The organism is Klebsiella spallanzanii (genome assembly GCF_902158555.1).
In the GTDB taxonomy this organism is placed as follows: Bacteria; Pseudomonadota; Gammaproteobacteria; order Enterobacterales; family Enterobacteriaceae; genus Klebsiella; species Klebsiella spallanzanii.
Genome location: NZ_CABGGS010000003.1, coordinates 49,651 through 73,184 on the forward strand (window position 1 = coordinate 49,651; position 23,534 = coordinate 73,184).

A 23,534-nucleotide genomic window follows, 5' to 3' on the forward strand; every position below is an offset into this window, starting at 1 on the left:
ATTATCCCCCTTATTCTTTACTGCGTCTCATCTTTAATCGTCTCGCTTGGCCCATTCTTCTGTACTGAGGCAATACCCTTTTTCGCCGCCTCTTTTGATGAATACATTTCACTACTAGCGATAGTTTCGTGGTTATCCGCCTTTAGCACGAAATACCACGGTTGTGAGACGCTTTTTTCTGATTTTTTAATAACGTAATAACCCACGCTTTACTCCCTCTGTTGATTTAGCCTCGTCATGATCTCTAGACCATCATTTCTTCTATGGCAAGTATTTGCATGATAAATATAAATTCACAAATCATTCGCAATATTTATGCTAATATTTTAAGTACCAAAGATTTACAAGGTAACAAAGAGGACGGAGTTAATCATGGGTATCATTTCATGGATCATTTTTGGTCTTATTGCGGGTATTTTAGCCAAATGGATTATGCCGGGGAAAGACGGCGGTGGGTTCATCGTTACCGTTATTCTTGGTGTCATCGGTGCAGTCGTTGGGGGATGGATTAGTACCTTCTTCGGCTTTGGCAGAGTGGACGGGTTTAACTTCGGTAGCTTTGTCGTGGCGGTGATTGGCGCGCTGGTAGTGCTGTTTATTTACCGGAAAATTAAGAGCTAATCCTTCCTGCACACGACCTGAGTCATAAAACGAAGAGGCTGCCGCTATTGTCGGCAGCCTTTTTAATCACCTCAAATAACCCGAACGGGCTAATTCAGTATATCTAAACCCATCATGAAGCTATGGGCTTAGAGGCCAGGCATATCAGGTACCGGTACGACTTCAACGTGAACTTCATAATGTTTTGCCTGGCTTGCGGGAATAAGTGGGGTCAGTTTGTTTATCGTTTCGACCGGGTTATCCGTCGCTACGGTGGCGGAGAAAATGACCGGCTTTTTCGGTGGCATCGGTGAGAACGGCATTGGTCCGTGATTTTGCATCAGTTCAAAGGGGGGATGGCCGGTATTATCGACCGTCGGGGTCGGTGCCTCGGTTTTATCTGCGGCAAACGCGCTGGCGGCTGTAATCGAAACAATTGCGAATAGTGTAATGATAGCTTTTTTCATTTTTGTTACCTCGTGAGTTTGTGAATAAAAGCTTAAAGGCTACGCTTTTAGCAAACAATCCCACGGCGGGTGAATCCTATGAATCTCCTTATTTCATAACGAATGTGAAGGCCTGGCCAATGATGGCAAGGCTCATGGATTTTGTAGGGGGAGAAGTTAATCGAGCAAAATGCTTATAATTAACAATACGGCCATACACATCGACATTACATCTGTTTCTATATCCATAATTCAGTACGATACCCTTCATACTTCAAGTTGCTTGTGCGTTGGCTTTCCTCGCTCACCCCAGTCACTTACCAGAGTAAGCTCCTGGGGATTCACTGCGTCGCCGCCTTCCTGCAACTCGAATTATTTTGGGTATACACATGTTCCTGATAAGTCGGCGTTGCGACATTGCATTCAAAGATGAAGAAAATTTAGCAGCGTATTCTACATGAGCCAGCCTGCAGCGAATAAATCTTTATTTCTGTGAAATGACAATACTTATAATGAAAACGAATAAAATTTATTACATGAATGTATTTGTCTGAAGGTGAGGACAAATCGTTCATTTCTCTCACTCAGGGGGGCCGAGTGGACTAACCTGCTGATTTGACTCGCCATGGTAATCTGCTGAACGGTACTTTTTCTATTTCAAAAATCGGTATTTTCGATACATCTTTTCCATTGCGCCTGACCCATCACTTCCGCTGTAAATAACTTATTATTTTTCAATCTATTAAAACAAAAAATGATGTGCTGAAAAGGCAGCATGCAGGGTCTATGCTTATAAAAAGCGCAAAAAAAGAGCCTGATAGGGGAATACCCCTTCTCTGGATGGGTTGAAGTGATAATCATTATCACTAACATAGCGGGTATGCCCTGATGGCGTCAACCTATGAGGTAGAGCGATGGACTTACAAGCAGGAACTTTTAATCCCGACGATTTTAGCTGGCGCGGGCTGGAGATGACCCCGGCCGCCGCCGCCCATATTTGCGATCTGGTCCGCAAGCAACCTGAGATGCAGGGATTGCGTCTTGGCGTCAAAACCAGCGGCTGCGCCGGTTTTGGTTACGTCCTCGAATTGATCGCCGAACCAGCGAAAGACGACCTGTTGTTTGAGCGTGACGGTGCGAAGCTGTGGGCGCCGTTGCAGGCTATGCCGTTTATCGATGGCACCGAGCTTGATTACGTTCGCGAAGGCCTAAATCAGATCTTTAAATTCCATAACCCAAAAGCCCAGCACGAATGCGGCTGCGGTGAAAGTTTTGGCGTTCAGGCGGAGTAACTATGTCTCGTAATACTGAAGCAACTGACGATGTCAAAACCTGGAGCGGCGGGCCACTCAACTATAAAGAAGGCTTTTTCACCCAGCTACAGACCGATGAGCTGGCGAAAGGCATAAATGAAGAGGTGGTTCGGGCGATTTCTGCACGCCGCAATGAACCTGAATGGATGCTGGAGTTTCGTCTCAATGCGTTTAAGGCCTGGCAGGCAATGGAAGAGCCGCACTGGCTAAAAGCGCATTACGATAAACTAAATTATCAGGATTACAGCTATTACTCAGCGCCATCCTGCGGCAACTGCGATGACACCTGCGCATCTGAACCCGGGGCTCAGCAACAAACCGGTCCCAGCGCATTTCTGACCAATGAAGTGGAAGAGGCGTTTAACCTGCTCGGCGTGCCGGTACGTGAAGGGCGAGAAGTGGCCGTCGACGCCATTTTTGACTCGGTTTCCGTGGCGACCACCTATCGCGAAAAGCTGGCGGAGCAGGGGATTATTTTCTGTTCGTTCGGTGAGGCGATCCACGATCACCCTGAGCTGGTGAAAAAGTATCTCGGCACCGTGGTGCCAGGCAATGATAATTTCTTTGCCGCCCTCAACGCGGCGGTCGCTTCCGATGGCACCTTTATCTATGTGCCGAAAGGCGTGCGCTGCCCGATGGAACTGTCGACCTATTTCCGCATTAACGCCGAAAAAACCGGGCAGTTTGAGCGTACGATTCTGGTCGCCGACGAAGGCAGCTACGTCAGCTATATAGAGGGATGCTCTGCACCGGTACGCGATAGCTACCAGCTTCACGCGGCGGTGGTTGAGGTGATTATTCATAAAAACGCCGAAGTGAAATACTCCACGGTGCAAAACTGGTTCCCCGGCGACAACAACACTGGCGGGATCCTTAACTTCGTCACCAAGCGTGCCTTGTGCGAAGGCGAAAACAGCAAAATGTCCTGGACCCAGTCGGAAACCGGCTCGGCGATCACCTGGAAGTACCCGAGCTGCATTCTGCGCGGTGACAACTCCATCGGTGAATTCTTCTCGGTAGCGCTGACCAGCGGTCACCAGCAAGCGGATACCGGCACCAAAATGATCCATATCGGCAAAAACACGCGTTCGACGATTATCTCGAAGGGGATTTCCGCCGGTCATAGTCAGAATAGTTATCGCGGCCTGGTGAAAATCATGCCGACGGCGACCAACGCGCGCAACTTTACCCAATGCGACTCCATGCTGATTGGTCCGGATAGCGGGGCGCATACTTTCCCGTATGTGGAATGTCGCAACAACAGCGCTCAGTTAGAGCATGAAGCCACCACGTCGCGTATTGGTGAAGACCAGCTGTTCTACTGTCTACAGCGCGGGATCAGCGAAGACGATGCGATTTCAATGATCGTCAATGGTTTCTGTAAGGACGTCTTCTCAGAGCTACCGCTGGAATTTGCCGTTGAAGCGCAGAAATTGCTGGCGATTAGTCTTGAACACAGCGTCGGCTGATAACAAAGGAAATAAGATGTTAAGTATTAAAAATTTGCAGGTCGCCGTTGAAGATAAAGAGATCCTGCGCGGACTGAATCTGGACGTTCGCCCTGGCGAAGTGCATGCCATTATGGGCCCGAACGGTTCCGGTAAAAGTACGCTCTCGGCGACCCTCGCTGGACGTGAAGACTATGAAGTCACTGGTGGCAGAGTGGAGTTTAAAGGCAAAGATCTGCTGGAGCTTGCTCCTGAAGATCGCGCGGGCGAAGGCATCTTCATGGCCTTTCAGTATCCGGTGGAAATTCCCGGCGTCAGTAATCAATTCTTCCTGCAAACCGCGCTTAACGCCGTACGCAGCTATCGCGGGCAGGAGCAGCTTGATCGTTTTGACTTCCAGGATCTGATGGAAGACAAAATTAAGCTGCTGAAGATGCCGGAAGATCTGCTGACCCGCTCGGTTAACGTCGGCTTCTCCGGCGGCGAGAAAAAGCGCAACGATATCCTGCAAATGGCGGTGCTGGAACCTGAACTGTGCATTCTGGATGAGTCTGACTCCGGGCTGGACATTGATGCCCTGAAGATTGTTTCCGACGGCGTTAACTCCCTGCGCGACGGCAAGCGTTCGTTCATTATCGTCACCCACTATCAGCGCATTCTCGACTATATCAAACCTGATTACGTCCACGTGCTGTACCAGGGACGGATTGTGAAATCCGGCGATTTTACTCTGGTCAAACAACTGGAGGAGCAGGGCTATGGCTGGCTTACCGAACAGCAGTAACGCGCTGCAGCAGTGGCATCATCTGTTTGAAGCGCAGAGCGAACAGCGCAGCCCGCAGGCGCATCAACATCTGCAGCAACTGCTGCGGTTGGGGCTACCGACGCGTAAACATGAGAACTGGAAATATACGCCGCTGGACGCTTTGCTCAACCAAACCTTTGTCAGCGCGCAGCCGCAGACGCTGACGGCGGCACAACGCGATGCGCTGGCGCTGACGATTGATGCCTGGCGCCTGGTTTTTGTCGACGGTCAATTTAGCGAAAAGCTTAGCGACGACCTGGCCGCCAGCGGCTTCGAGGTACAGGTGAACAATGACCGCCAGGCACTGCCCGAGGCCGCGCAGCCTGAAGTGTTTTTGCATCTGACCGAAAGCCTGGCAGCGACCGTCACCCACATTCGCGTTAAACGCAACCAGCGCCCGGAAAAACCGCTGCTCATTATGCACCTGACGCGCGGGCTGGCGGGGGATGAAATGAATACCGCTCACTATCGCCACCATCTGGAACTGGAAAGCGGGGCGGAAGCGACGATCATCGAACACTACCTGAGCCTGAACGACGAACGCCACTTTACCGGCGCAAGATTGACGATGACGGTGGCAGACAACGCGCACCTGCAACATATCAAGCTGGCGTTTGAAAATGCGCAGGGCTACCACTTTGCCCATAACGATCTGGCGCTGGGGCGCGATGCCTCTGCTTTTAGCAGCAGTTTCCTGCTCGGTGGTTCGGTGCTACGCCACCACACCAGCACGCAGTTGAACGGTGAAAACAGTAATCTGCGCATTAATTCGCTGGCGATGCCGGTCAACAATGAAGTCTGCGATAGCCGCACCTGGCTCGATCACAAAGTCGGATACTGTAATAGCCGCCAACTGCATAAAACCATCGTCAACGACAAAGGACGCGCGGTGTTTAATGGCCTGATTAATGTTGCGCAGCATGCCATTAAAACCGATGGTCAGATGACCAATAACAACCTGCTGCTCGGGCGTTTATCCGAAGTTGATACTAAACCGCAGCTGGAGATTTACGCCGATGACGTTAAGTGCAGCCACGGCGCGACTATCGGACGGATCGATGATGAACAGCTGTTTTATCTGCGCTCGCGCGGCATTACGCAGCAGGCGGCGCAGCAGATGATTCTTTATGCCTTTGCCGCGGAGCTTACGGAAGCTATCGGTGATGAGGCGCTCAGGCAACAGATCCTGGCGCGTATTGGCCAGCGTTTGCCGGGAGGTAATGCATGACATTTTCTGTGGAACGCGTACGCGCGGATTTTCCGCTGCTCAATCGCGAGGTTAATGGCCAGCCTTTGGCCTATCTCGATAGCGCCGCCAGCGCGCAGAAACCGGAAGCGGTGATTAATGCCGAGGCGGAATTTTACCGCCACGGCTATGCGGCGGTACATCGCGGCATTCACACCCTCAGTGCGGAAGCCACGGCGCGCATGGAGCAGGTGCGCCAGCAGGCAGCAACCTTCCTGCATGCCCGCTCGGCGGAAGAACTGGTGTTTGTCCGCGGCACGACGGAAGGGATTAACCTGGTGGCGAACAGTTGGGGGAGTGCCAACGTTGGCGCTGGCGACAATATCATCGTCAGCGCCATGGAACACCACGCCAATATCGTCCCGTGGCAAATGTTGTGCGCCAGAGTTGGGGCAGAGCTGCGGGTGATCCCGCTGAACCAGGACGGTACTCTGCAACTGGATGCGATCCCGGGTCTGTTTGATGAGCGGACCCGCCTGCTGGCTATCACCCAGGTTTCCAATGTGCTGGGGACAGAAAACCCGGTCTCAGCGCTGATCACTCTAGCCCATCAGCATGGCGCAAAAGTGCTGGTCGATGGCGCACAGGCAGTGATGCATCATTCGGTGGACGTACAGGTTCTTGACTGCGATTTCTACGCGTTTTCCGCGCACAAGCTGTACGGTCCAACCGGGATAGGCGTGCTCTATGTTAAGCAGGACATATTGCAGGAGATGCCGCCGTGGGAAGGCGGCGGTTCGATGATCGCCACCGTGAGCCTGACAGAAGGCACCACCTGGGCAAAAGCGCCATGGCGCTTCGAGGCGGGAACGCCAAACACTGGCGGTATTATTGGCTTTGGGGCGGCTCTCGATTATGTCAGCGCGCTGGGTCTGATGCATATAGCTGAATATGAACAAACCCTGATGCGCTACGCGTTGCAGGCTCTGGATAACGTACCGGATTTAACGCTTTATGGCCCGCAAAACCGTCTGGGGGTAATTGCTTTTAATCTCGGTAAACATCACGCCTACGACGTCGGCAGTTTCCTCGATAACTATGGGATTGCGGTGCGGACTGGCCACCATTGCGCGATGCCGTTGATGGAATTTTACGGGGTTCCGGCCATGTGTCGGGCATCGCTGGCGATGTACAATACCACGGAAGAGGTGGACCGACTGGTGGCAGGGCTACAGCGGATCCACAAATTATTAAGCTGAAGGAAGCAACCATGGCGGCGTTACCGGACAAAGAGAAACTGCTGCGCAACTTTAGCCGTTGCGCGAACTGGGAAGAGAAATATCTCTACATTATTGAACTCGGTCAGCGTCTGGCACCGTTGAGCGCCGAGGAACACATCGCGCAGAACATCATTCAGGGCTGCCAGAGTCAGGTGTGGATTGTGATGACGCAGGATGAGACTGGCGCCATCGTGCTTCGCGGCGACAGCGATGCGGCCATCGTAAAAGGGCTTATCGCGGTGGTGTTTATTCTTTATGACCAGATGACGGCCAAAGATATCACCGCTTTTGACGTGCGTCCGTGGTTTGAAAAAATGGCCCTGACGCAGCACCTTACCCCATCCCGGTCGCAAGGACTGGAAGCCATGATCCGCGCAATTCGCGCGAAAGCGGCAAATCTTAGCTAGAATAAAACAGTAGATTTCATTCTGTTATGCACAACGGGAGGCTAGCCTCCCGTTGTGCATAACAGGCCGGCGTTTTATCAGCGAAAGAAGGAATCTCAGTATGAAACGCGCATCTCTCATCACCATAGCCCTTCTGAGCGCCCTCAGCGCGTCACACGCCGCCTGGGCCGTTGATTACCCGCTTCCTCCAGCCAACAGCCGTCTGATTGGTGAGAACCAATCCTGGACGGTACAGGAGGGGGACCGCAACCTACAGGCAATCGCTCGTCGTTTTGATACGGCGGCGATGCTGATCCTCGAAGCGAACGATACGATCGCCCCGGTGCAGCCTAAACCGGGTACTCAGGTGCTTATTCCCTCGCAAATGCTGCTGCCTGACGTACCGCGTGAGGGGATCGTCGTCAATCTGGCTGAGCTGCGCCTTTACTACTTCCCGCCAGGTGTGAATCAGGTGCAGGTTTATCCGCTGGGAATTGGTCAACAGGGGCTGGAAACGCCAGAAATGACCACTCGTATTGGGCAGAAAATCCCTAACCCGACCTGGACCCCCACGGCAGGCATCCGCGCCCGCTCTCTGGAAAAAGGCATCACTCTGCCGCCTGTGGTACCCGCAGGGCCAAATAACCCGTTAGGACGCTTTGCGTTGCGCCTGGCGTACGGCAACGGTGAATATCTCATTCATGGCACCAATGCGCCGGACAGCGTGGGATTACGCGTCAGTTCCGGCTGCATGCGTATGAATGCGGCAGATATTCAGGCGTTATTCAGTCAGGTGAAGAGCGGTACGCCGGTGCGCATTATCAACCAGCCGGTAAAATTCGCCGTAGAGCCGGATGGCAGGCGTTATGTAGAAGTGCATCGTCCTCTGACGTCGGATGAGGGCGGCAATACCCAGACGATGGCCTATACGTTACCCGCAGAGTTCCATCAGTTTGCTGGTGATAAAGCGGTTGATGAGGCGCAACTTAAGCGCGCGCTAAGCAGGCGGGCAGGGTATCCGGTGGCGGTATCCGATAGCGGAAACGCGACCTCAACGTTGTCGGTACAAAATGCGCCGGTGGATGAAGCGAAAAGAACACAGTAGGCGGGGCGAAAAGCAAAGCAAAAAAAATGGCGCACACTGTGCGCCATTTCTATTACGCAGGCACTATTACTTACGGTATTTAGTAGCCTGGTTGTCCAGACGCTGGTTAGCGCGAGCTGCGTCATCTTTAGCAGCCTGAACGTCGGAACGCATTGCGTTCACGTCGTTGCTCAGCTGGTCAACTTTAGCGTTCAGAGTCTGAACGTCAGAAGACAGCTGATCGATTTTAGCATTGCTGGAGCAACCAGCCAGCAGAGTAGAACCCAGGATTACCGCGCCCAGTACCAGTTTAGTACGATTCATTATTAATACCCTCTAGATTGAGTTAATCTCCATGTAGCGTTACAAGTATTACACAAACTTTTTTGTGATGAGAATATTTTTTTACTTGAATGCACTTATTTTTGATCGTTCGCTCAAAGAAGCATCGAAATCGTCACGTAAGGTTAAAAAGGCGAGTGAAAACAGCACGCTTCCATCGGATTCATCTTAGATAATCTCGCGTTAAATAGTAAATTCCGATTTGCATTTTTATTAATAGTAGCTAGTACTGGAATAAAAAAAAGCGCCCCGAAGAGGCGCTTTTAAAGGAAATACTAATTAACCTGTAAATTATTACAGCACGTGTACGGAAGCAGTATTGGTGGTTCCGCTCGGAACTAATGCGCCGGATACCATAACGACGACATCGCCTTTGCGCGCCAGGCCGCTTTGCAGCGCCAGCTCTTTACCCTGGATGTAGAATGCATCGGTAGAGGAGATATCTTCTACCAGCTGCGCCACAACGCCTTTGCTCAGCACCAGCTGACGCGCGGTGGTTTCGTTGGTGGTCAGCGCCAGGATGGTGGCATCCGGGAAGTATTTACGTACGGCACGTGCAGACTTACCGCCCTGGGTTGCCACAACGATCAGCGGGGCTTCCAGTTTTTCTGCCGTTTCAACGGCACCGCGGCATACCGCTTCGGTGATGCGCAGCTTACGGTTGTCGTTGTTGTACTCCAGACGGCTGGTCATTACGCGGTCGGTACGTTCGCAGATGGTCGCCATGATGGTGACAGCTTCCAGCGGATATTTACCTTTTGCGGACTCGCCGGACAGCATCACTGCATCGGTACCGTCGAGGATGGCGTTAGCGACGTCGCCTGCTTCAGCGCGGGTCGGACGCGGGTTTTTGATCATGGAATCCAGCATCTGAGTCGCGGTGATAACAACTTTACGCGCGCGGATACATTTTTCGATCATCATCTTCTGCGCGAAGATCACTTCTTCAACCGGGATTTCTACGCCCAGGTCGCCACGTGCAACCATGATGCCGTCAGACGCTTCGAGGATTTCGTCGAAGTTGTTCAGGCCTTCCTGGTTTTCGATTTTGGAAATGATCTGGATCTTTTCGCCGCCGTGGGCTTTCAGGTGCTCACGGATTTCAACGACGTCAGAACGCTTACGGATAAAGGATGCCGCAACAAAGTCAACGCCCTGTTCGCAACCGAAGATCAGATCCTGCTTGTCTTTTTCAGCCAGCGCCGGCAGAGCGATAGAAACGCCTGGCAGGTTTACGCCTTTGTTTTCGCCGAGGTCGCCGTTGTTCAGTACTTTACAAACGACTTTGTTACCTTCGATAGCGGTGACTTCCATACCGATCAGACCATCGTCAACCAGTACGGTATTGCCAACGCTCAGGTCGCTGGTGAAGCCTTCATAGGTCACCGCAACGATTTCGTTATTACCCACCACGGATTTGTCGGTGGTGAAAGTGAAGGTCTGGCCCGCTTTCAGAGAGACGTCGTTGCCGCCTTCGAGCTTAATAGTACGAATTTCTGGACCTTTAGTATCCAGAAGGATTGCCGCTTTCTTACCGGTTTTACTCATCACATTGCGCAGGTTCTGAATGCGCTGACCGTGTTCCGCATAGTCACCGTGAGAGAAGTTCAGACGCATAACGTTCATGCCTGCGTCCAGCATTTTGGTCAACATCTCTTCGGATTCGGTTTTCGGACCGATGGTGCAAACAATTGTGGTCTTTTTCATGACAGTTTAATCTTTAAGTTGTGAAGGATAAGGATGGGGGAATCTCACTCCGTGGGCGCACTGCCGCGGAGTTAAACCTGTATTACGAAAGTTGCTATGCCACGCTCTAAGGATAGGTGACAACAATAGAGCGTGCAGAAGAATGTGTGCTGGCGGTTCAGCCCATGAAAAGAGGCAGTGTGTTATGCGTTTAGTCATGCAATCCAATGCGCTGAAACCATTCAATAAGAATTTGTTGGGCATTATACGTTGCCGAATCCAAAAAAGAAAATGAAAACCATGTTTCATTTCTATAGCTATATACTTAACAAATTGCAAACTAATACGATGATTATCCGCAACACATTTTTTCACCGACTGACAAGTTAAAAAGCGTGGAAACGCGGATTTATTCACAAGTTTGCTCGAGAAAATCAGTCATTGGCGCCTAAAGGCTACGCTGGTTTGATTTACCAGAGAAATATATCAATAATGATTTGATTGATAATGAAAATTTGAGAGCTGAATATCATGGGAAATAAAGCCAAAGACGATGCGTTATATCAGGAAATGTGCCGTGTAGTTGGCAAAGTCGTGCTTGAGATGCGCGATTTGGGTCAGGAGCCGAAACATATCGTTATTGCGGGCGTTGTGCGCACCGCGCTGGCAAACCCTAAAGTCCAGCGCTCAGAGTTGACGCAGGAAGCGATGGCAAGGGTTGTCCATGCGCTTTCTGGAAGTTAACTGCTGCTGCGCGTAGTTGCCTGCGCGCGTCAGGAAATCACGAAGCGTAGAACGGCTTTGACGGCAATATCGCAGTGGTGCGCAACCATGGCTTCATCATCAATTTCAGGCATTGGATCGTCGAGGTACAGGCTGCTAAACGTGTAGAAGTTTGATACCTGATAGAAGCTAAAACTGCTGATCAAACGATGCACATCGCGTGCTTCCAGCCCCGCCTGAAACACCCCTTGCTGCTGGCCGCGCTGAAGAATATCTTCCAGAATCGACAGGGCGGTGCGGTTTAACGGTTTCAACTGACCTGAGCTTTTCAACCATTTTCCGCGCTGCATGTTTTCCATACAGATCACCCGCATATAGTCGGCGTGCGTAGCGTGATAGCGCACGCTCCACTTTACCAACTGCACCAGCGCCTCGACCGGCGGCACGTTTTCCAGCCCAAGCTGCTGTTCGGTTTCACGGATCCGCGCGTAGACATGCTGTAGTACCGCCTGATAAAGCTGTTCTTTGGTTTTGAAGTAGTAGACCACCATGCGCTTAGTCGTCTGCGCTTCGGTGGCGATCTGCTCCATCCGCGCGCCCGACAATCCATGCTCGGCGAAAACGGTAATGGCGGCAGCGAAGATCCGCTCTTTCAGGGATTGCGCTTCATCTTGTGCAACGGCAGACATAACGGCTCCTTTTCATGAGATGCAAAAAATACACATATTGATCACAATTTAGCAACCTACCATGGCGCAATTGAACCAAATGATACATATTCAGGTCTTAGGTCAGTTAATGACACGAGGACACTATGTTGCGCTCCATCGCCACCGTTTCGATCTCCGGTACCTTACCCGAAAAACTCCACGCGATTGCGGCGGCGGGTTATCAGGGCGTTGAAATCTTCGAAAACGATCTGCTCTATTATACGGGTTCGCCGAGCGATATCCGTCATCTCGCGGCAGATTTAGGGCTAAAAATCACGCTTTTTCAACCCTTTCGTGATTTTGAAGGTGCCAGCCGCAGTCAGTTCGAAGCGAATCTGGAACGTGCAAAGCGCAAATTCGCGCTAATGCATGAACTGGGCTGCGACACCATGTTGCTGTGCAGCAACGTCCAGCCGGACTGTTCCGCTGACGTTGAGCTACAGGTCGCGGACCTGCGTGCGCTGGCTGAACTGGCGGAGCAAGAGGGCATAGCTATTGGCTATGAGGCGCTGGCCTGGGGTACGCACGTCAACCGTTGGCATCAGGCCTGGGAGCGGGTCAAAAGCGTTGACAGCCCGGCGCTGGGCATTGTGCTCGACAGCTTCCACGTACTGGCGCGCGGCGACACGTTGCAAAGACTGGCGGAAGTGCCGCCGGAGAAAATCACCTTTGTGCAGATGGCCGACGCGCCGCTGATGAAAATGGATATTCTGGAATGGAGTCGGCATTTCCGCTGCTTTCCCGGGCAGGGGCAGCTACCCCTGGTGGACTTTGCCTGCGAGTTGACCCGTTGCGGCTATCGCGGCCCGTGGTCGCTGGAAATTTTTAACGATAGCTTCCGCGCCTCGCCCAACAACGCGACGGCGAAAGATGGCTATCGTTCTCTGCTGTGGCTGGAAGAACAGACCCGTCAGCGGCTGCCGCAGAGCAGCGCGCCGTTGTTCGCGCCTCCTGAACTTCCTGAGTACGCCGGACTGGAGTTTATCGAGTTTGCCGCCAGTCCGGCTGAAGCTAGCGAGCTTGGACAAAGGCTGTCGCAGCTTGGCTTTGTAGAGGAAGGGGCGCATCGTTCAAAACGCGTCTCCCTCTGGCGCAACGGCGGGGCACGGGTGGTGGTGAATGCCCAGCCGCACAGCTGGGCCGATCATTTTCACCAGCGTCACGGTGTTTCACTGTGCGCTATGGCGCTGCGTGTTAGCCAGAGTGAGCCGATCGTGGAACGTGCGCGTGCCTACGGCTACGCAACCTGGCAAGGAGATGCCGGGCCAAACGAAAGCCCGATTCCGGCGATTTGCGCTCCTGACGGTAGCCTTATCTATTTGATTGAAGTGGGCGATGACATCTACACCCGTGATTTTCATCTGCGCGCGAATCTTACGCTACGTGACGATTATTGCGGCATTGACCATCTTGCTCTTGGAATGGAAGCGGATAGCCGCGATAACTGGATTATCTTTTTCCGTAGCGTATTTGGCTTCACGCTTGAGCATGAGCAGACGCTACCGGATCCGTACGGGCTGGTGCGCAGCCTGGCGGTGCGCAGTCCGCAGGGCGATATTCGTCTCGCATTAAATATCTCGCAAAGCCGCGCCACGCAGATTGCCCGCTCCGTCGCCTGCTATCAGGGGGCAGGTTTACAGCATGCCGCTTTTGCCTGCCGCGATTTATCCGCGACGCTGGAAAACCTGCCGCAGCTCTCGGTCAATGCACTGCCGATCCCGGCGAACTACTATGAGGATTTGCTGGCCCGTTTTGGCGACGGCTGTTCAGTCAACCAGCTGAAAAATCATCGTATTCTCTATGACCGCGACAACAGCGGCGGTGAGTTCCAGCATCTCTATACCCGCCCGTTCTCTGCGGGGCGCTTTTTCTTTGAATTGACCGAGCGACGCAACGGTTACGCACTTTATGGTGCTGTAAATGCAGCTGTACGCTTGTCAGCTATGCAGTACACCTAGTAATGTAGCAGATGGTTCGTTTGAGAACGCCACCAACACAATAACAACACGTATCTGTACCCTATGACAGGAAACGACTATGAACTCTTATAGCCAAAATCAGGCGACGGCGGGTGCTGCGGCCAGGGGGCGTCCATCCCGGCGGCGTATCGGGATCCTCGCGTTGCTGGCCGTCGGCACGATGATTAACTACCTCGACCGTACGGTGCTGGGCATTGCCGCACCACAACTGACTGCTGAACTGGGTATTGATGCCGCGGTAATGGGCATTGTCTTCTCCGCCTTTGCCTGGACTTACGCGCTGGCGCAGATCCCTGGCGGCATCTTTCTCGATCGCTTTGGCAACAAGGTTACCTATTTTCTGGCGCTGACCTTGTGGTCGCTATTTACTATGTTCCACGGAATGGCGGTCGGTCTGAAAACGCTGCTGCTGTGCCGCTTTGGCCTCGGCGTCAGCGAAGCGCCCTGTTTCCCCGTGAACAGTCGGGTGGTGAGCGCCTGGTTCCCGCAGCAGGAGCGTGCAAAAGCGACGGCGGTGTATACCGTCGGCGAATATCTCGGATTGGCCTGTTTTTCACCGCTGCTGTTCTGGATCATGGGCAGCTTCGGCTGGCGCGCGCTGTTTATCAGCGTGGGTGCGGTCGGCGTAATGTTTGCGTTGGTGTGGTGGCGCTGCTATCGCGAGCCGCATGAGGATAAGCATCTTAATCAGCTTGAGCGTGAGCACATTGTTAACGGCGGCGGGATGTCGACCGGGGCTGAGCAACACACCGCGTTTAGCTGGCCGTTGATTCGCCAGCTGCTGGCCAAACGGCAGATTCTCGGCGCCAGCATCGGTCAGTTTGCCGGTAATACGGTACTGGTCTTCTTCCTTACCTGGTTCCCGACCTATCTGGCCACCGAACGCCATATGCCGTGGATCAAAGTCGGCTTCTTCGCCATTATGCCGTTTCTCGCGGCGGCGGGCGGCGTGATGTTCGGCGGTTGGGTTTCCGATAAGTTGCTGAAAGCCACCGGCTCGGCAAACCTTGGGCGTAAGCTGCCGATTATTGCCGGTCTGCTGATGGCGAGTACTATTATCTCTGCTAACTGGCTGACCAGCGATCTGGCGGTCATTCTGGTGATGTCGTTTGCCTTCTTTGGTCAGGGAATGGTCGGTCTGGGCTGGACGTTAATTTCTGATATCGCGCCAAAAGGTCTCGGCGGCCTGACCGGCGGCTTGTTTAACTTCTGCGCCAACCTTGCCGGCATCCTGACGCCGCTGGTGATTGGTTTCATTGTGGCTGCCTCAGGTAATTTCTTCTACGCGCTGATTTATATCGGCGGCGCTGCGCTGCTTGGCGTAGCGGCATATGTGTTTATTTTGGGCGACGTGAAGCGTATTGAACTTTCGCAGTAACATTTTTGCAGTGACAAAAGGAGCAGGGCATGGTGATTAGTGGGAATACGCGGCTGATAGCGCATCTGGGCTACCCGACCGCTAAGTTTAAAGCGCCGATGATTTATAACCCGTGGTTTGTCCATCAGCAGGTTGACGCCAAAGTGGTGCCGATGGGCGTGAAGCCAGAGGATTATGCCGCATTTGTGCCGACGCTATTTAAGATGACCAATATTATCGGCGCGCTGGTCACCATGCCGCACAAAATCGCCACCTGCGAGCTGGTCCAGCATATTAGCCCGACGGCGGCAATCGCGGGGGCCTGTAACGCGATTCGCCTTGAAGCTGACGGCAGCCTGAGCGGCGATATGTTTGATGGCGATGGATTTGTTCTTGGCATTCAGCGTAAAGGTTTCGTGACACAGGGGGCGCGAGCGTTGGTGGTTGGTAGCGGCGGCGTAGGCTCGGCCATTGCCGCTTCGCTGGCGGCGGCGGGCGTTAGCGCGCTGACGCTGTACGACGCTCGTTCGCAGACCGCTGAAGCGCTGGCTGAGCGTCTGCTTGCTCACTATCCTCAGCTGGATATTACCCTGATGCAGCGCGACCCGCAGGGGCACGATCTGGTGGTTAACGCGACGCCGCTGGGAATGAAAGAGGGCGATCCGCTGCCGCTGGATCCGCAACGTCTGACGCCGGGAACGTTTGTTGGCGAAGTGGTCATGGCCCAGGAGTTCACGCCGTTATTGCTGGCGGCACAGGCGGCAGGATGCCCAATTCAGCGCGGTACCGATATGCTGTTTGAAATGATCCCGGCCTATTTGCGCTTCTTTAACCTGCCGGTGGCAACTCCGGAACAGCTGCGGGAGCTGGCGGAAATTCGTTACTGAAACGGACTGGATCCAGTTAATATAGCGCTATATTTTTTGTTTTATAGCGATTGTTCTTATGACCATCTCTTTAACGCTGCTGGCGGCGGGAAGCCTGAAAAGTGCTTTTATCCCGCTGCTGGCACGCTTTCAGCAACAGACCGGCATCCCGGTCAACGCCCATTTCGGTCCGGCTGGTCTACTGCGCGAGCGCATTGAGGCCGGAGAACCCTGTTCGGTGTTTGCTTCAGCCAACGTTCAGCATCCGCAGGCGCTGCGTCAGGCCGGGCTGGCCGGGGAGTGCCATTCGTTCGCCCGTAATCAGCTTATGCTGACTGCCCGGCGCGGCGCGGAAAGCGACGAGCGGGACTGGCTGGCGCTTCTCAGCGACCCGGTCTTGCGCCTGGCAACCTCCACTCCGGGCTGCGACCCGTCGGGTGACTATACCTGGCAGCTTTTTTCCCTGATTGAACAACGTTGCCCTGGCGTGGGTGTCGCTATTACGGCTCGCGCGCAGCAGCTGGTGGGGGGACGAGACTCTTTGCAGGTACCTGCGGGAGAAACCGCCGGAGCGTGGCTGATTCGCGAAAACTTAACCGATCTGTTTATTGGCTATGCGCATTACGCTACGCAGATGGCGGCGTGCGATGATCTGCGTACCCTGGCCATACCGCCGTCGTGGAATATTCGCTGCGACTATCAGCTGGCGCAGATTGAACAGAGCGCCGGGGCGCAGCAGCTGTGCCGCTTTATCCTCGGCGCGGAGGGCCAGCGCTTCCTGAAAAAAGCCGGTTTTTTGGTTCTCAACGATGAATAGTAAACTGCGGGGCCAGCAGCGGAACCGCCGAGCCGGGAAGATTGATTTTGCGCACCGGCAAACCATAGGCGCGCTGAAGATTGACTTCCGTCAGGACGTCAATGGATTCTCCTGCCAGCCATTCTCCATCAGGCAGCAGGAGCAGCGTATGGCTCGCTATCTGCAGGGCGTGAGTCGGGTCGTGAGTGGTAAACACCACCGTGCGCCGCTGGCGATGGGCGAGATTGCTGATTAATTGTAGCACCACCTGCTGGTTGGCCAGATCCAGCGCCGAGCAGGGTTCATCCAGCAGGATATTCTGGCTGGCTCCCACCAGCGCCCTGGCGATCAGGACCAGCTGCTGCTGGCCGCCGGACAGCGAACGAAACACCTTACCGGCCAGCGACGCGATGCCGAGCTGCGCCAGCGCGTCCTGTACCTGGCGTTCATCTTCCGCTGACGGCTGAGCGAACAGATTGACGTGACGGGCACGGCCCATCAGTACGACGTCGCGCACCTGCCAGCTAAAGGCCGGGCGAAAAGATTGCGGCACAATAGCAATACCGCCCTCGCAGGTAAATTGACCGCCGAGCGGCGTCAGCACCCCGGTCAGCGTATCAAGCAGGGTGCTTTTGCCGCGCCCGTTCGCGCCGAGTACCGCCCAGATATCGCCGGAGCGGCATTGCAGGCTCAGTGGCGTAAACAGCGGCTGGCTATGACCATATAATAGGTCGGTTAAACGTAAGGAAAGCGTCATCAGAATGCCCCTCTGCGCCGCGAATGTACCAGCAGATAAGTGAACAGCGGCGCGCCAAGCAGGGCGGTAATAATGCCAATGGGGATCTCAGCCTGGGTTAGCGTACGGGCAAGGTCATCGACGACAATCATAAAACCGCCGCCAAGCCAGAAGGCGGTGGGCAGAAGACGCCGATGATCGGCTCCCACCAGCAGCCGCGCCAGGTGCGGAATAACCAGTCCGACCCACGCAATGCTGCCGCTCACCGCCACCTGGGAAGCCACCAGCACCGCGCAGCACACCAGCACGCCGCGACGCAGGGCGGTAACGGAAACCCCCAGCCCGCGCGCATCTTTGTCCTCCAGCGCCAGCAGGTTGATCCGCCAGCGCAGCTTAAAGAGCACCGCCGCCGCGCAGCCTACTGGAATTGCCATGATCAGCACTTTGTGCCAGTTGGCGGTGGCGAAGCTACCCAGCAGCCAGAAAACAATATTCGGCAGCGTTTCTTCAGTATCGGCCAGGTACTGCATCAGGCTCACCAGGGCAGCAAAAAATCCGCTGAGGATAATCCCTGAGAGGATCAGCACCAGCGTGCTTTCCCGCCCCTGAAGCGCGGCAATCAGGTACACCAGAATCAGTGCGGCAAGACCGAAGAAAAAGGTTGAGGTCATCATCAGCACGGTATTAAGCCCCAGCAAAATCGCCAGCGTACCGCCGAAAGCGGATCCGGAGGTGACGCCGATGATATGCGGATCCACCAGCGGGTTCTGGAACACGCCCTGTAAGGTGGCTCCGCACAGCCCCAGCGCGCCGCCGGCCAGCAGCGCCATCACGATCCTTGGCAGCCTCACCGACCAGACCACCTGTCCGGCCACGCCGTCAATGGGCGAAAGATGCGCCAACTGGCGGAAAACTTCCGCCAGGCTTAATGGATATTGACCAAAACAGATTGAAGCGACGGCAATCAGCAACGTGAGCAGCGCGAGGGTGCATTGCAGCAGGGCCGGGTGGCGATTATTGAGCATCCGGCGTCCACTTCACGCGATAGAAACGCTGATAGTAATCCTGCGCTTTCGCATCAACATCGACGTTGTTATAGCGGGACGGGTAGAGCTTTTTCGCCATCCACAGTTCGCCAATAGCCAGCGCTTCCGGCATCGGGTAGCCCCACGCCTTGGCGTATTCCGGCATCAGCCACACGCGGTGGTTCTTTACCGCGTCAATGCTTTGCCACTGCGGGTCGTTCTGGATCTGTTTGACGACGTCCGGATAGCGGTCCTGGACAAAAATCACCTCCGGGTTCCACTGCAGCACCTGCTCCAGAGAGACCTGGCGTGCGCCTTTTACGCTGGCGGCAGCGACGTTTAGCGCCCCGGCGTGCGTCATCATCAGGCCGGTATATTTACCTGAACCATAGGTGTTGAGATCCGGATTGGCCATATATACGCGCACCCGCTGGCTTTCCGGGATATCGGCGACCGGCGCATTGGCCTGCTTACGGGCGCTAAAGGTGTAGTTAATCAGATCTTCGGCCTGAGTTTTACGATCAACCACTTCGCCAATCAGGCGGATGCCCTGTTTCAGGCCCTCGTTGTAGGCCTGCTCTTCATCGGCCATCGTCGGGTTCATTTTGTTTTTCTCGCCTGCGGCATCCTGGCGCAGCGAGACGGCCACCACCGGGACCCCGGCATTCTGGATCTGCTGGATCATCGCCTGCGGCGCATAGTTGGCGACGAAGACCACCTGCGGATGCAGCGCCAGCAGGCTCTCGATATTGACCTGAGTCAGATCGCCCGGCATCGGCAGTTTCTCAATGCCCGGCATAAAGCGGGCAAACTGCGGGCCGAGCTGCTTTTTCCAACTGCTCATGACGCCGACGATATCGTCAGCGGCGTTAAGCTGCACCAGCAGGTTTAAGGTCTGGTGCTGAAACACCACGGCGCGGGTGACGTGGTCGGGGAGAGTGACTTCACGACCCAGTTGATCGGTGACGGTACGGTCGGCAAAAGCCTGGCTGGCGAACAGGCTGGCGCTGAAAAGCGTCAGGGCGAGGAGAAAACTCGGCTGTTTTGACATGGAATGGCTCGGTTATCTAAGGATTATCGCTATGCATTAAAATATATAGCGACGCCGAGCGCAATTGTTACCGGATTATATACCCCTTCAGGACAAGGTTATTCGTAAAAAACCTCTTCATCGGCCATGCGTTCTTCGAGCTGGCTAGCCACTTTTTGCAATGAGGCGAGATACTTCTGTGCCGCCTGGTCGATGGTCATGGCTTTGGCCATATATACGAGGTTCAGGCAGCCGATAACCCGCTGTTGGCTACGGATAGGGACGGCAATGGAGGCGATTTTTTCCTCCTGCTGCCAGCCGCGAAAGTTTTCACCGTAGCCGTTTTGCCGGGTGCGTTCGAGAATGGCGGCCAGCTTTTCCGGCTCGCGTGCTAGCTGGTACTCCGCTTCCGGGCGCGCGGCCAGCATCTCGATGATTGGGTTTCGTTCATGTTCCGGGGCGAAGGCCAGCCAGGTCAGCCCGGACGCCGTCAGCAGCAGCGGCAGACGGCGTCCGACCATCGCACGGTGGAAGGAGAGGCGGCTGAAGCGGTGGGTGGTTTCGCGTACCACCATGGCATCCACATCAAGAGTTGTGATGTCGGTGGGCCATAAAACCTCCCGCAAAAGCTCGCCAAGCAGCGGCGTGGCGAGGGCAGAAATCCAATGCTCGTCACGAAATCCCTCACTTAATTGCCGAACTTTGATCGTCAATCGAAAGCTGTCATCAGAGCGGCTGCGGCGAACATATCCCTCATCCTGTAGCGTTTCCAGCAGCCGCCGGACGGTGGTGCGATGCAGGCCGCTAAACTCGGCCAGGGTGCCGACCGTCGCGCCTCCGTCGAATTTATTTAACAAATTTAATAACAATAATCCGCGGCTTAATCCACGTACCGTCTTGTAATCCGCTGGCGAATTTTCGTTCATGCTGTCTCAATAAAAATCAGTTTAAACAATCATGTGCACCAGGTGCACATTACGTGATGTTTTGATTGTAGCGCAAATTGCCACATTTATACTGGCCTCACAATAAAAAATATTCACATTTATTTAACAGATTGCCGTGCTGATGTTTTCTGAGTGATGGCAATTTGTCCGTAGCGTGAGGTTTTGAAAATGACAACATCTAATCCTGATATCCAACCGGCCGTACAGCATACCGCCCAGGTCGCGATTGCCGGTGCTGGCCCCGTTGGTCTGATGATCGCCAACTACCTCGGCCAGATGGGCGTCAGCGTGCTGCTGATTGAGAAGCTGGATTCACTGATCGATTACCCCCGCGCCATTGGTATCGACGATGAGGCGCTGCGGGCGATGCAGGCGGTGGGACTGGTGGATAACGTGCTGCCACACACCACGCCGTGGCACGCCATGCGCTTTCTGACTCCGAAAGGGCGCTGCTTCGCCGATATTCAGCCGATGACCGACGAGTTTGGCTGGTCGCGACGCAACGCCTTTATTCAACCGCAGGTTGACGGAGTACTGTACGAAGGCCTGAGCCGCTTTCCCCACGTCCGTTGCCTGTTTTCCCGTGAAGTTGAAGCCTTTAGCCAGGATAGTGACGGTGTCACGTTAAACCTGCAAGGCAGCGACGGCGAACACGAAACCGTACGCGCTGACTGGCTGGTAGCCTGCGACGGCGGAGCGAGCCTGATTCGCCGCACGCTGAATATCCCCTTCGAAGGGAAAACTGCGCCGAATCAGTGGATTGTTATCGATATCGCCAATGACCCGCTTGCCACTCCGCATGTCTATCTGTGCTGCGACCCGGTGCGCCCGTACGTCTCCGCCGCGCTTCCGCACGGGGTACGCCGTTTTGAATTTATGGTGATGCCTGGTGAAACCGAGGCCCAGTTGAGCGAGCCGGACAATATGCGCAAGCTGCTGAGCAAGGTGTTGCCGGACCCGGATAACGTCGAGCTGATCCGCCAGCGCGTCTATACCCATAACGCGCGCGTCGCCGAACGCTTTCGCGTGGATCGCATACTGCTGGCGGGCGACGCCGCGCACATCATGCCGGTCTGGCAGGGGCAGGGTTACAACAGCGGCATGCGCGATGCCTTCAATCTGGCGTGGAAGCTGGCGCTGGTGGTGAACGGCCAGGCCGGAGAGTCGCTGCTCGATAGCTACCAGCAGGAGCGCCGGGACCACGCGAAAGCGATGATCGACCTGTCGGTCACCGCTGGTAACGTCCTGGCGCCGCCGAAACGCTGGCACGGCGCGGTACGCGACGGTATCTCGTGGTTACTCAACTATCTGCCGCCGGTCAAACGCTACTTCCTCGAAATGCGCTTCAAGCCGATGCCGCAGTATCGCGACGGCGCGCTGCTGGCGGAAGATGAAGGTAAAAGCTCCCCGGTTGGCAAAATGTTTATCCAGCCAAAGGTCACGCTGGAAACGGGGCAGGTCACGCTGCTGGATGAGGTGATTGGTGCGAACTTTGCCATTATCGCCTGGGGCTGTAACCCGCTCTGGGGACTAAATGAAGAGCAGATTTCCCGCTGGCGTGCCGTCGGGGTGCGTTTTATCCAGGTGGTGCCGGAGGTACAGATTCATTGCGACCAGGACAACGTGCCCGGCGTCATCCGCCTCGGCGACACGCAAAACCGCCTGAAAAGCTGGTTTGCGTTGCACGATACTGCCATCGCCGTCGTGCGTCCGGACCGCTTCGTCGCCACCCTGGCGATCCCGCAAACCCTGGGCAATAAGCTTGATGCGCTGGCGAGCAAAATGCAGCTGGCACCCGCGCCATCCACAACAACGATGGAAAAGGTGGCCTGATATGAATGCTTATCTTCATTGTCTCTCGCATACCCCGCTGGTGGGCTACGTTGATCCGGAACAGGCGGTACTGGACGAGGTCAACGGTGTGATAGCCGACGCGCGAGCGCGAATTGCCGCCTTCGACCCCGAGCTGGTGGTGCTGTTTGCCCCGGACCACTACAACGGCTTTTTCTACGACGTCATGCCGCCGTTCTGTCTAGGCATTGGCGCGACCTCTATCGGCGATTTCACCAGCGCCAGCGGCGAACTGCCGGTACCGACAGCGCTGGCGGAAGCCTGCGCGCATGCGGTGATGAAGGACGGCATCGACCTCACGGTTTCTTACTGTATGCAGGTGGATCACGGCTTTGCCCAGCCGCTGGAGTTCCTGCTCGGTGGGCTGGATAAGCTGCCGGTTCTGCCGGTGTTTATCAACGGCGTGGCGACGCCGCTGCCGGGGTTTCAGCGCACCCGGATGCTGGGCGAAGCCATCGGCCGCTTTCTTACCACCCTCAATAAACGCGTGCTGATCCTCGGCTCCGGCGGGCTTTCGCACCAGCCGCCGGTCCCGGAGCTGGCGAAAGCCGATGCCCATATGCGCGACCGGCTGCTGGGCAGCGGCAAACAACTGCCGCCTGATGAGCGCGAGCTGCGTCAGCAACGGGTAATCGGCGCGGCGAAGCAGTTTATTAAGGATCAAAACTCGCTCTATCCGCTCAACCCCATCTGGGATAACCGCTTTATGAGCCTGCTGGAGCAGGGACGACTGGCTGAGCTGGACGCCGTGAGTAACGAAGAGCTGTCGGCGATGGCGGGTAAATCGACGCACGAGATTAAAACCTGGGTGGCCGCCTTTGCTGCGCTATCCGCCTTTGGCAACTGGCGCAGCGAAGGCCGCTACTACCGGCCAATCCCCGAGTGGATTGCTGGATTTGGCTCGCTGAGCGCCTCCACGCAGAACTGAATTAACGGGA

At 54.9% G+C, this 23,534-nt stretch carries 25 protein-coding genes; 15 read left to right on the plus strand and 10 right to left on the minus strand.

Annotated elements, in window-relative coordinates:
- Positions 1 to 17 precede the first annotated feature (17 nt).
- Complete coding sequence (locus FN082_RS05290) at positions 18 to 206, minus strand: YegP family protein (protein WP_139537522.1); 189 nt, start codon at positions 204 to 206, stop codon at positions 18 to 20.
- Between the two features lie 166 nt (positions 207 to 372).
- Between FN082_RS05290 and FN082_RS05295 the strand changes: the two genes are divergently transcribed.
- Positions 373 to 621: a GlsB/YeaQ/YmgE family stress response membrane protein gene (locus FN082_RS05295; RefSeq protein WP_004851762.1), complete on the plus strand. Its 249-nt coding sequence runs from the start codon at positions 373 to 375 to the stop codon at positions 619 to 621.
- A 128-nt stretch (positions 622 to 749) separates the two neighbouring features.
- Here FN082_RS05295 and FN082_RS05300 read toward each other — a convergent pair whose 3' ends face one another.
- Positions 750 to 1,067: a hypothetical protein gene (locus FN082_RS05300; RefSeq protein WP_142981238.1), complete on the minus strand. Its 318-nt coding sequence runs from the start codon at positions 1,065 to 1,067 to the stop codon at positions 750 to 752.
- Between the two features lie 893 nt (positions 1,068 to 1,960).
- On the opposite strand from FN082_RS05300, the gene sufA reads away from it, so the two are divergent.
- The 7 genes from sufA (at position 1,961) to ldtE (ending at position 8,569) form a co-directional block, all read left to right on the plus strand.
- Positions 1,961 to 2,338: a Fe-S cluster assembly scaffold SufA gene (gene sufA / locus FN082_RS05310; protein WP_112213424.1), complete on the plus strand. Its 378-nt coding sequence runs from the start codon at positions 1,961 to 1,963 to the stop codon at positions 2,336 to 2,338.
- A gap of 2 nt (positions 2,339 to 2,340) precedes the next feature.
- Positions 2,341 to 3,828, plus strand: coding sequence for a Fe-S cluster assembly protein SufB (gene sufB, locus FN082_RS05315; protein WP_142981239.1), 1,488 nt, complete (start codon positions 2,341 to 2,343; stop codon positions 3,826 to 3,828).
- Positions 3,829 to 3,844: 16 nt separating this feature from the next.
- Positions 3,845 to 4,591 carry a Fe-S cluster assembly ATPase SufC gene (gene sufC / locus FN082_RS05320; protein ID WP_142981240.1) on the plus strand — a complete coding sequence of 249 codons (747 nt, stop codon included), beginning with the start codon at positions 3,845 to 3,847 and terminating at the stop codon, positions 4,589 to 4,591.
- The gene (sufD, locus tag FN082_RS05325; RefSeq protein WP_142981241.1) at positions 4,566 to 5,840 is read left to right on the plus strand and encodes a Fe-S cluster assembly protein SufD; all 1,275 of its coding nucleotides are present in this window, start codon (positions 4,566 to 4,568) and stop codon (positions 5,838 to 5,840) included. The genes sufC and sufD overlap by 26 nt, the downstream gene beginning before the upstream one ends.
- Entirely contained in the window at positions 5,837 to 7,057 is a 1,221-nt protein-coding gene (sufS, locus tag FN082_RS05330) for a cysteine desulfurase SufS (RefSeq protein ID WP_139537518.1), read from the plus strand. Before sufD ends, sufS begins: the two co-directional genes overlap by 4 nt.
- An 11-nt stretch (positions 7,058 to 7,068) precedes the next feature.
- Entirely contained in the window at positions 7,069 to 7,485 is a 417-nt protein-coding gene (gene sufE, locus FN082_RS05335) for a cysteine desulfuration protein SufE (protein ID WP_142462941.1), read from the plus strand.
- Between the two features lie 100 nt (positions 7,486 to 7,585).
- The gene (gene ldtE, locus FN082_RS05340) at positions 7,586 to 8,569 is read left to right on the plus strand and encodes a L,D-transpeptidase LdtE (RefSeq protein WP_142981242.1); all 984 of its coding nucleotides are present in this window, start codon (positions 7,586 to 7,588) and stop codon (positions 8,567 to 8,569) included.
- Positions 8,570 to 8,635: 66 nt separating this feature from the next.
- Here the strand turns inward: ldtE and lpp are convergent, their stop codons facing one another.
- From lpp to ynhH, 3 genes are all read right to left on the minus strand, one after another.
- Positions 8,636 to 8,872 carry a murein lipoprotein Lpp gene (lpp, locus tag FN082_RS05345; protein WP_001082307.1) on the minus strand — a complete coding sequence of 79 codons (237 nt, stop codon included), beginning with the start codon at positions 8,870 to 8,872 and terminating at the stop codon, positions 8,636 to 8,638.
- Positions 8,873 to 9,184: 312 nt separating this feature from the next.
- Positions 9,185 to 10,597: a pyruvate kinase PykF gene (gene pykF / locus FN082_RS05350; protein ID WP_142981243.1), complete on the minus strand. Its 1,413-nt coding sequence runs from the start codon at positions 10,595 to 10,597 to the stop codon at positions 9,185 to 9,187.
- Between the two features lie 6 nt (positions 10,598 to 10,603).
- Positions 10,604 to 10,885, minus strand: coding sequence for a protein YnhH (ynhH, locus tag FN082_RS30550; protein ID WP_456237441.1), 282 nt, complete (start codon positions 10,883 to 10,885; stop codon positions 10,604 to 10,606).
- A gap of 222 nt (positions 10,886 to 11,107) precedes the next feature.
- On the opposite strand from ynhH, the gene fumD reads away from it, so the two are divergent.
- Positions 11,108 to 11,320 (plus strand): fumarate hydratase FumD, encoded by a 213-nt coding sequence (gene fumD, locus FN082_RS05355; protein ID WP_139537515.1) that lies wholly within the window; start codon positions 11,108 to 11,110, stop codon positions 11,318 to 11,320.
- A 29-nt stretch (positions 11,321 to 11,349) separates the two neighbouring features.
- Here the strand turns inward: fumD and FN082_RS05360 are convergent, their stop codons facing one another.
- Complete coding sequence (locus FN082_RS05360; protein ID WP_139537514.1) at positions 11,350 to 11,988, minus strand: TetR/AcrR family transcriptional regulator; 639 nt, start codon at positions 11,986 to 11,988, stop codon at positions 11,350 to 11,352.
- Positions 11,989 to 12,113: 125 nt separating this feature from the next.
- Between FN082_RS05360 and FN082_RS05365 the strand changes: the two genes are divergently transcribed.
- From FN082_RS05365 to FN082_RS05380, 4 genes are all read left to right on the plus strand, one after another.
- Positions 12,114 to 13,967 carry a bifunctional sugar phosphate isomerase/epimerase/4-hydroxyphenylpyruvate dioxygenase family protein gene (locus FN082_RS05365; protein ID WP_142981244.1) on the plus strand — a complete coding sequence of 618 codons (1,854 nt, stop codon included), beginning with the start codon at positions 12,114 to 12,116 and terminating at the stop codon, positions 13,965 to 13,967.
- A 79-nt stretch (positions 13,968 to 14,046) separates the two neighbouring features.
- Positions 14,047 to 15,366: an MFS transporter gene (locus FN082_RS05370; protein WP_139537512.1), complete on the plus strand. Its 1,320-nt coding sequence runs from the start codon at positions 14,047 to 14,049 to the stop codon at positions 15,364 to 15,366.
- Between the two features lie 29 nt (positions 15,367 to 15,395).
- Positions 15,396 to 16,232, plus strand: a complete 837-nt coding sequence (locus FN082_RS05375) for a shikimate dehydrogenase family protein (protein WP_142981245.1) — start codon at positions 15,396 to 15,398, stop codon at positions 16,230 to 16,232.
- 58 nt (positions 16,233 to 16,290) lie between these two features.
- On the plus strand, positions 16,291 to 17,028 hold the full coding sequence (locus FN082_RS05380) for a substrate-binding domain-containing protein (protein ID WP_142981246.1): 738 nt from the start codon (positions 16,291 to 16,293) through the stop codon (positions 17,026 to 17,028).
- Here FN082_RS05380 and FN082_RS05385 read toward each other — a convergent pair.
- From FN082_RS05385 to FN082_RS05400, 4 genes are all read right to left on the minus strand, one after another.
- The gene (locus tag FN082_RS05385) at positions 17,015 to 17,764 is read right to left on the minus strand and encodes an ABC transporter ATP-binding protein (protein ID WP_139537509.1); all 750 of its coding nucleotides are present in this window, start codon (positions 17,762 to 17,764) and stop codon (positions 17,015 to 17,017) included. The genes FN082_RS05380 and FN082_RS05385 overlap by 14 nt on opposite strands.
- Positions 17,764 to 18,768 carry a FecCD family ABC transporter permease gene (locus FN082_RS05390; RefSeq protein WP_142981247.1) on the minus strand — a complete coding sequence of 335 codons (1,005 nt, stop codon included), beginning with the start codon at positions 18,766 to 18,768 and terminating at the stop codon, positions 17,764 to 17,766. Before FN082_RS05390 ends, FN082_RS05385 begins: the two co-directional genes overlap by 1 nt.
- On the minus strand, positions 18,758 to 19,819 hold the full coding sequence (locus FN082_RS05395; protein WP_142981248.1) for an ABC transporter substrate-binding protein: 1,062 nt from the start codon (positions 19,817 to 19,819) through the stop codon (positions 18,758 to 18,760). Before FN082_RS05395 ends, FN082_RS05390 begins: the two co-directional genes overlap by 11 nt.
- A 98-nt stretch (positions 19,820 to 19,917) precedes the next feature.
- Positions 19,918 to 20,724, minus strand: a complete 807-nt coding sequence (locus tag FN082_RS05400) for a DNA-binding transcriptional regulator (RefSeq protein ID WP_139537506.1) — start codon at positions 20,722 to 20,724, stop codon at positions 19,918 to 19,920.
- A 189-nt stretch (positions 20,725 to 20,913) separates the two neighbouring features.
- Between FN082_RS05400 and FN082_RS05405 the strand changes: the two genes are divergently transcribed.
- Both FN082_RS05405 and mhpB read left to right on the plus strand, forming a co-directional pair.
- Positions 20,914 to 22,578: a bifunctional 3-(3-hydroxy-phenyl)propionate/3-hydroxycinnamic acid hydroxylase gene (locus FN082_RS05405; RefSeq protein WP_142981249.1), complete on the plus strand. Its 1,665-nt coding sequence runs from the start codon at positions 20,914 to 20,916 to the stop codon at positions 22,576 to 22,578.
- 1 nt (position 22,579) lies between these two features.
- Entirely contained in the window at positions 22,580 to 23,524 is a 945-nt protein-coding gene (gene mhpB / locus FN082_RS05410) for a 2,3-dihydroxyphenylpropionate/2,3-dihydroxicinnamic acid 1,2-dioxygenase (RefSeq protein ID WP_112213439.1), read from the plus strand.
- Positions 23,525 to 23,534: the final 10 nt, after the last annotated feature.

What these genes read in the sequence shown, in the direction of transcription:
- ldtE (WP_142981242.1), top strand. Translation starts at nt 7,586, where the DNA reads ATGAAACGCGCATCTCTCATCACCATAGCCCTTCTGAGCGCCCTCAGC.
- FN082_RS05375 (WP_142981245.1), top strand. Translation starts at nt 15,396, where the DNA reads ATGGTGATTAGTGGGAATACGCGGCTGATAGCGCATCTGGGCTACCCG.
- FN082_RS05400 (WP_139537506.1), bottom strand. Translation starts at nt 20,724, where the DNA reads ATGAACGAAAATTCGCCAGCGGATTACAAGACGGTACGTGGATTAAGC.
- sufB (WP_142981239.1), top strand. Translation starts at nt 2,341, where the DNA reads ATGTCTCGTAATACTGAAGCAACTGACGATGTCAAAACCTGGAGCGGC.
- FN082_RS05380 (WP_142981246.1), top strand. Translation starts at nt 16,291, where the DNA reads ATGACCATCTCTTTAACGCTGCTGGCGGCGGGAAGCCTGAAAAGTGCT.
- sufA (WP_112213424.1), top strand. Translation starts at nt 1,961, where the DNA reads ATGGACTTACAAGCAGGAACTTTTAATCCCGACGATTTTAGCTGGCGC.
- FN082_RS05365 (WP_142981244.1), top strand. Translation starts at nt 12,114, where the DNA reads ATGTTGCGCTCCATCGCCACCGTTTCGATCTCCGGTACCTTACCCGAA.
- FN082_RS05405 (WP_142981249.1), top strand. Translation starts at nt 20,914, where the DNA reads ATGACAACATCTAATCCTGATATCCAACCGGCCGTACAGCATACCGCC.
- FN082_RS05370 (WP_139537512.1), top strand. Translation starts at nt 14,047, where the DNA reads ATGAACTCTTATAGCCAAAATCAGGCGACGGCGGGTGCTGCGGCCAGG.
- FN082_RS05295 (WP_004851762.1), top strand. Translation starts at nt 373, where the DNA reads ATGGGTATCATTTCATGGATCATTTTTGGTCTTATTGCGGGTATTTTA.
- sufS (WP_139537518.1), top strand. Translation starts at nt 5,837, where the DNA reads ATGACATTTTCTGTGGAACGCGTACGCGCGGATTTTCCGCTGCTCAAT.
- fumD (WP_139537515.1), top strand. Translation starts at nt 11,108, where the DNA reads ATGGGAAATAAAGCCAAAGACGATGCGTTATATCAGGAAATGTGCCGT.
- sufD (WP_142981241.1), top strand. Translation starts at nt 4,566, where the DNA reads ATGGCTGGCTTACCGAACAGCAGTAACGCGCTGCAGCAGTGGCATCAT.
- FN082_RS05385 (WP_139537509.1), bottom strand. Translation starts at nt 17,764, where the DNA reads ATGACGCTTTCCTTACGTTTAACCGACCTATTATATGGTCATAGCCAG.
- lpp (WP_001082307.1), bottom strand. Translation starts at nt 8,872, where the DNA reads ATGAATCGTACTAAACTGGTACTGGGCGCGGTAATCCTGGGTTCTACT.
- FN082_RS05395 (WP_142981248.1), bottom strand. Translation starts at nt 19,819, where the DNA reads ATGTCAAAACAGCCGAGTTTTCTCCTCGCCCTGACGCTTTTCAGCGCC.
- ynhH (WP_456237441.1), bottom strand. Translation starts at nt 10,885, where the DNA reads ATGAAACATGGTTTTCATTTTCTTTTTTGGATTCGGCAACGTATAATG.
- FN082_RS05360 (WP_139537514.1), bottom strand. Translation starts at nt 11,988, where the DNA reads ATGTCTGCCGTTGCACAAGATGAAGCGCAATCCCTGAAAGAGCGGATC.
- pykF (WP_142981243.1), bottom strand. Translation starts at nt 10,597, where the DNA reads ATGAAAAAGACCACAATTGTTTGCACCATCGGTCCGAAAACCGAATCC.
- mhpB (WP_112213439.1), top strand. Translation starts at nt 22,580, where the DNA reads ATGAATGCTTATCTTCATTGTCTCTCGCATACCCCGCTGGTGGGCTAC.
- sufE (WP_142462941.1), top strand. Translation starts at nt 7,069, where the DNA reads ATGGCGGCGTTACCGGACAAAGAGAAACTGCTGCGCAACTTTAGCCGT.
- FN082_RS05300 (WP_142981238.1), bottom strand. Translation starts at nt 1,067, where the DNA reads ATGAAAAAAGCTATCATTACACTATTCGCAATTGTTTCGATTACAGCC.
- sufC (WP_142981240.1), top strand. Translation starts at nt 3,845, where the DNA reads ATGTTAAGTATTAAAAATTTGCAGGTCGCCGTTGAAGATAAAGAGATC.
- FN082_RS05390 (WP_142981247.1), bottom strand. Translation starts at nt 18,768, where the DNA reads ATGCTCAATAATCGCCACCCGGCCCTGCTGCAATGCACCCTCGCGCTG.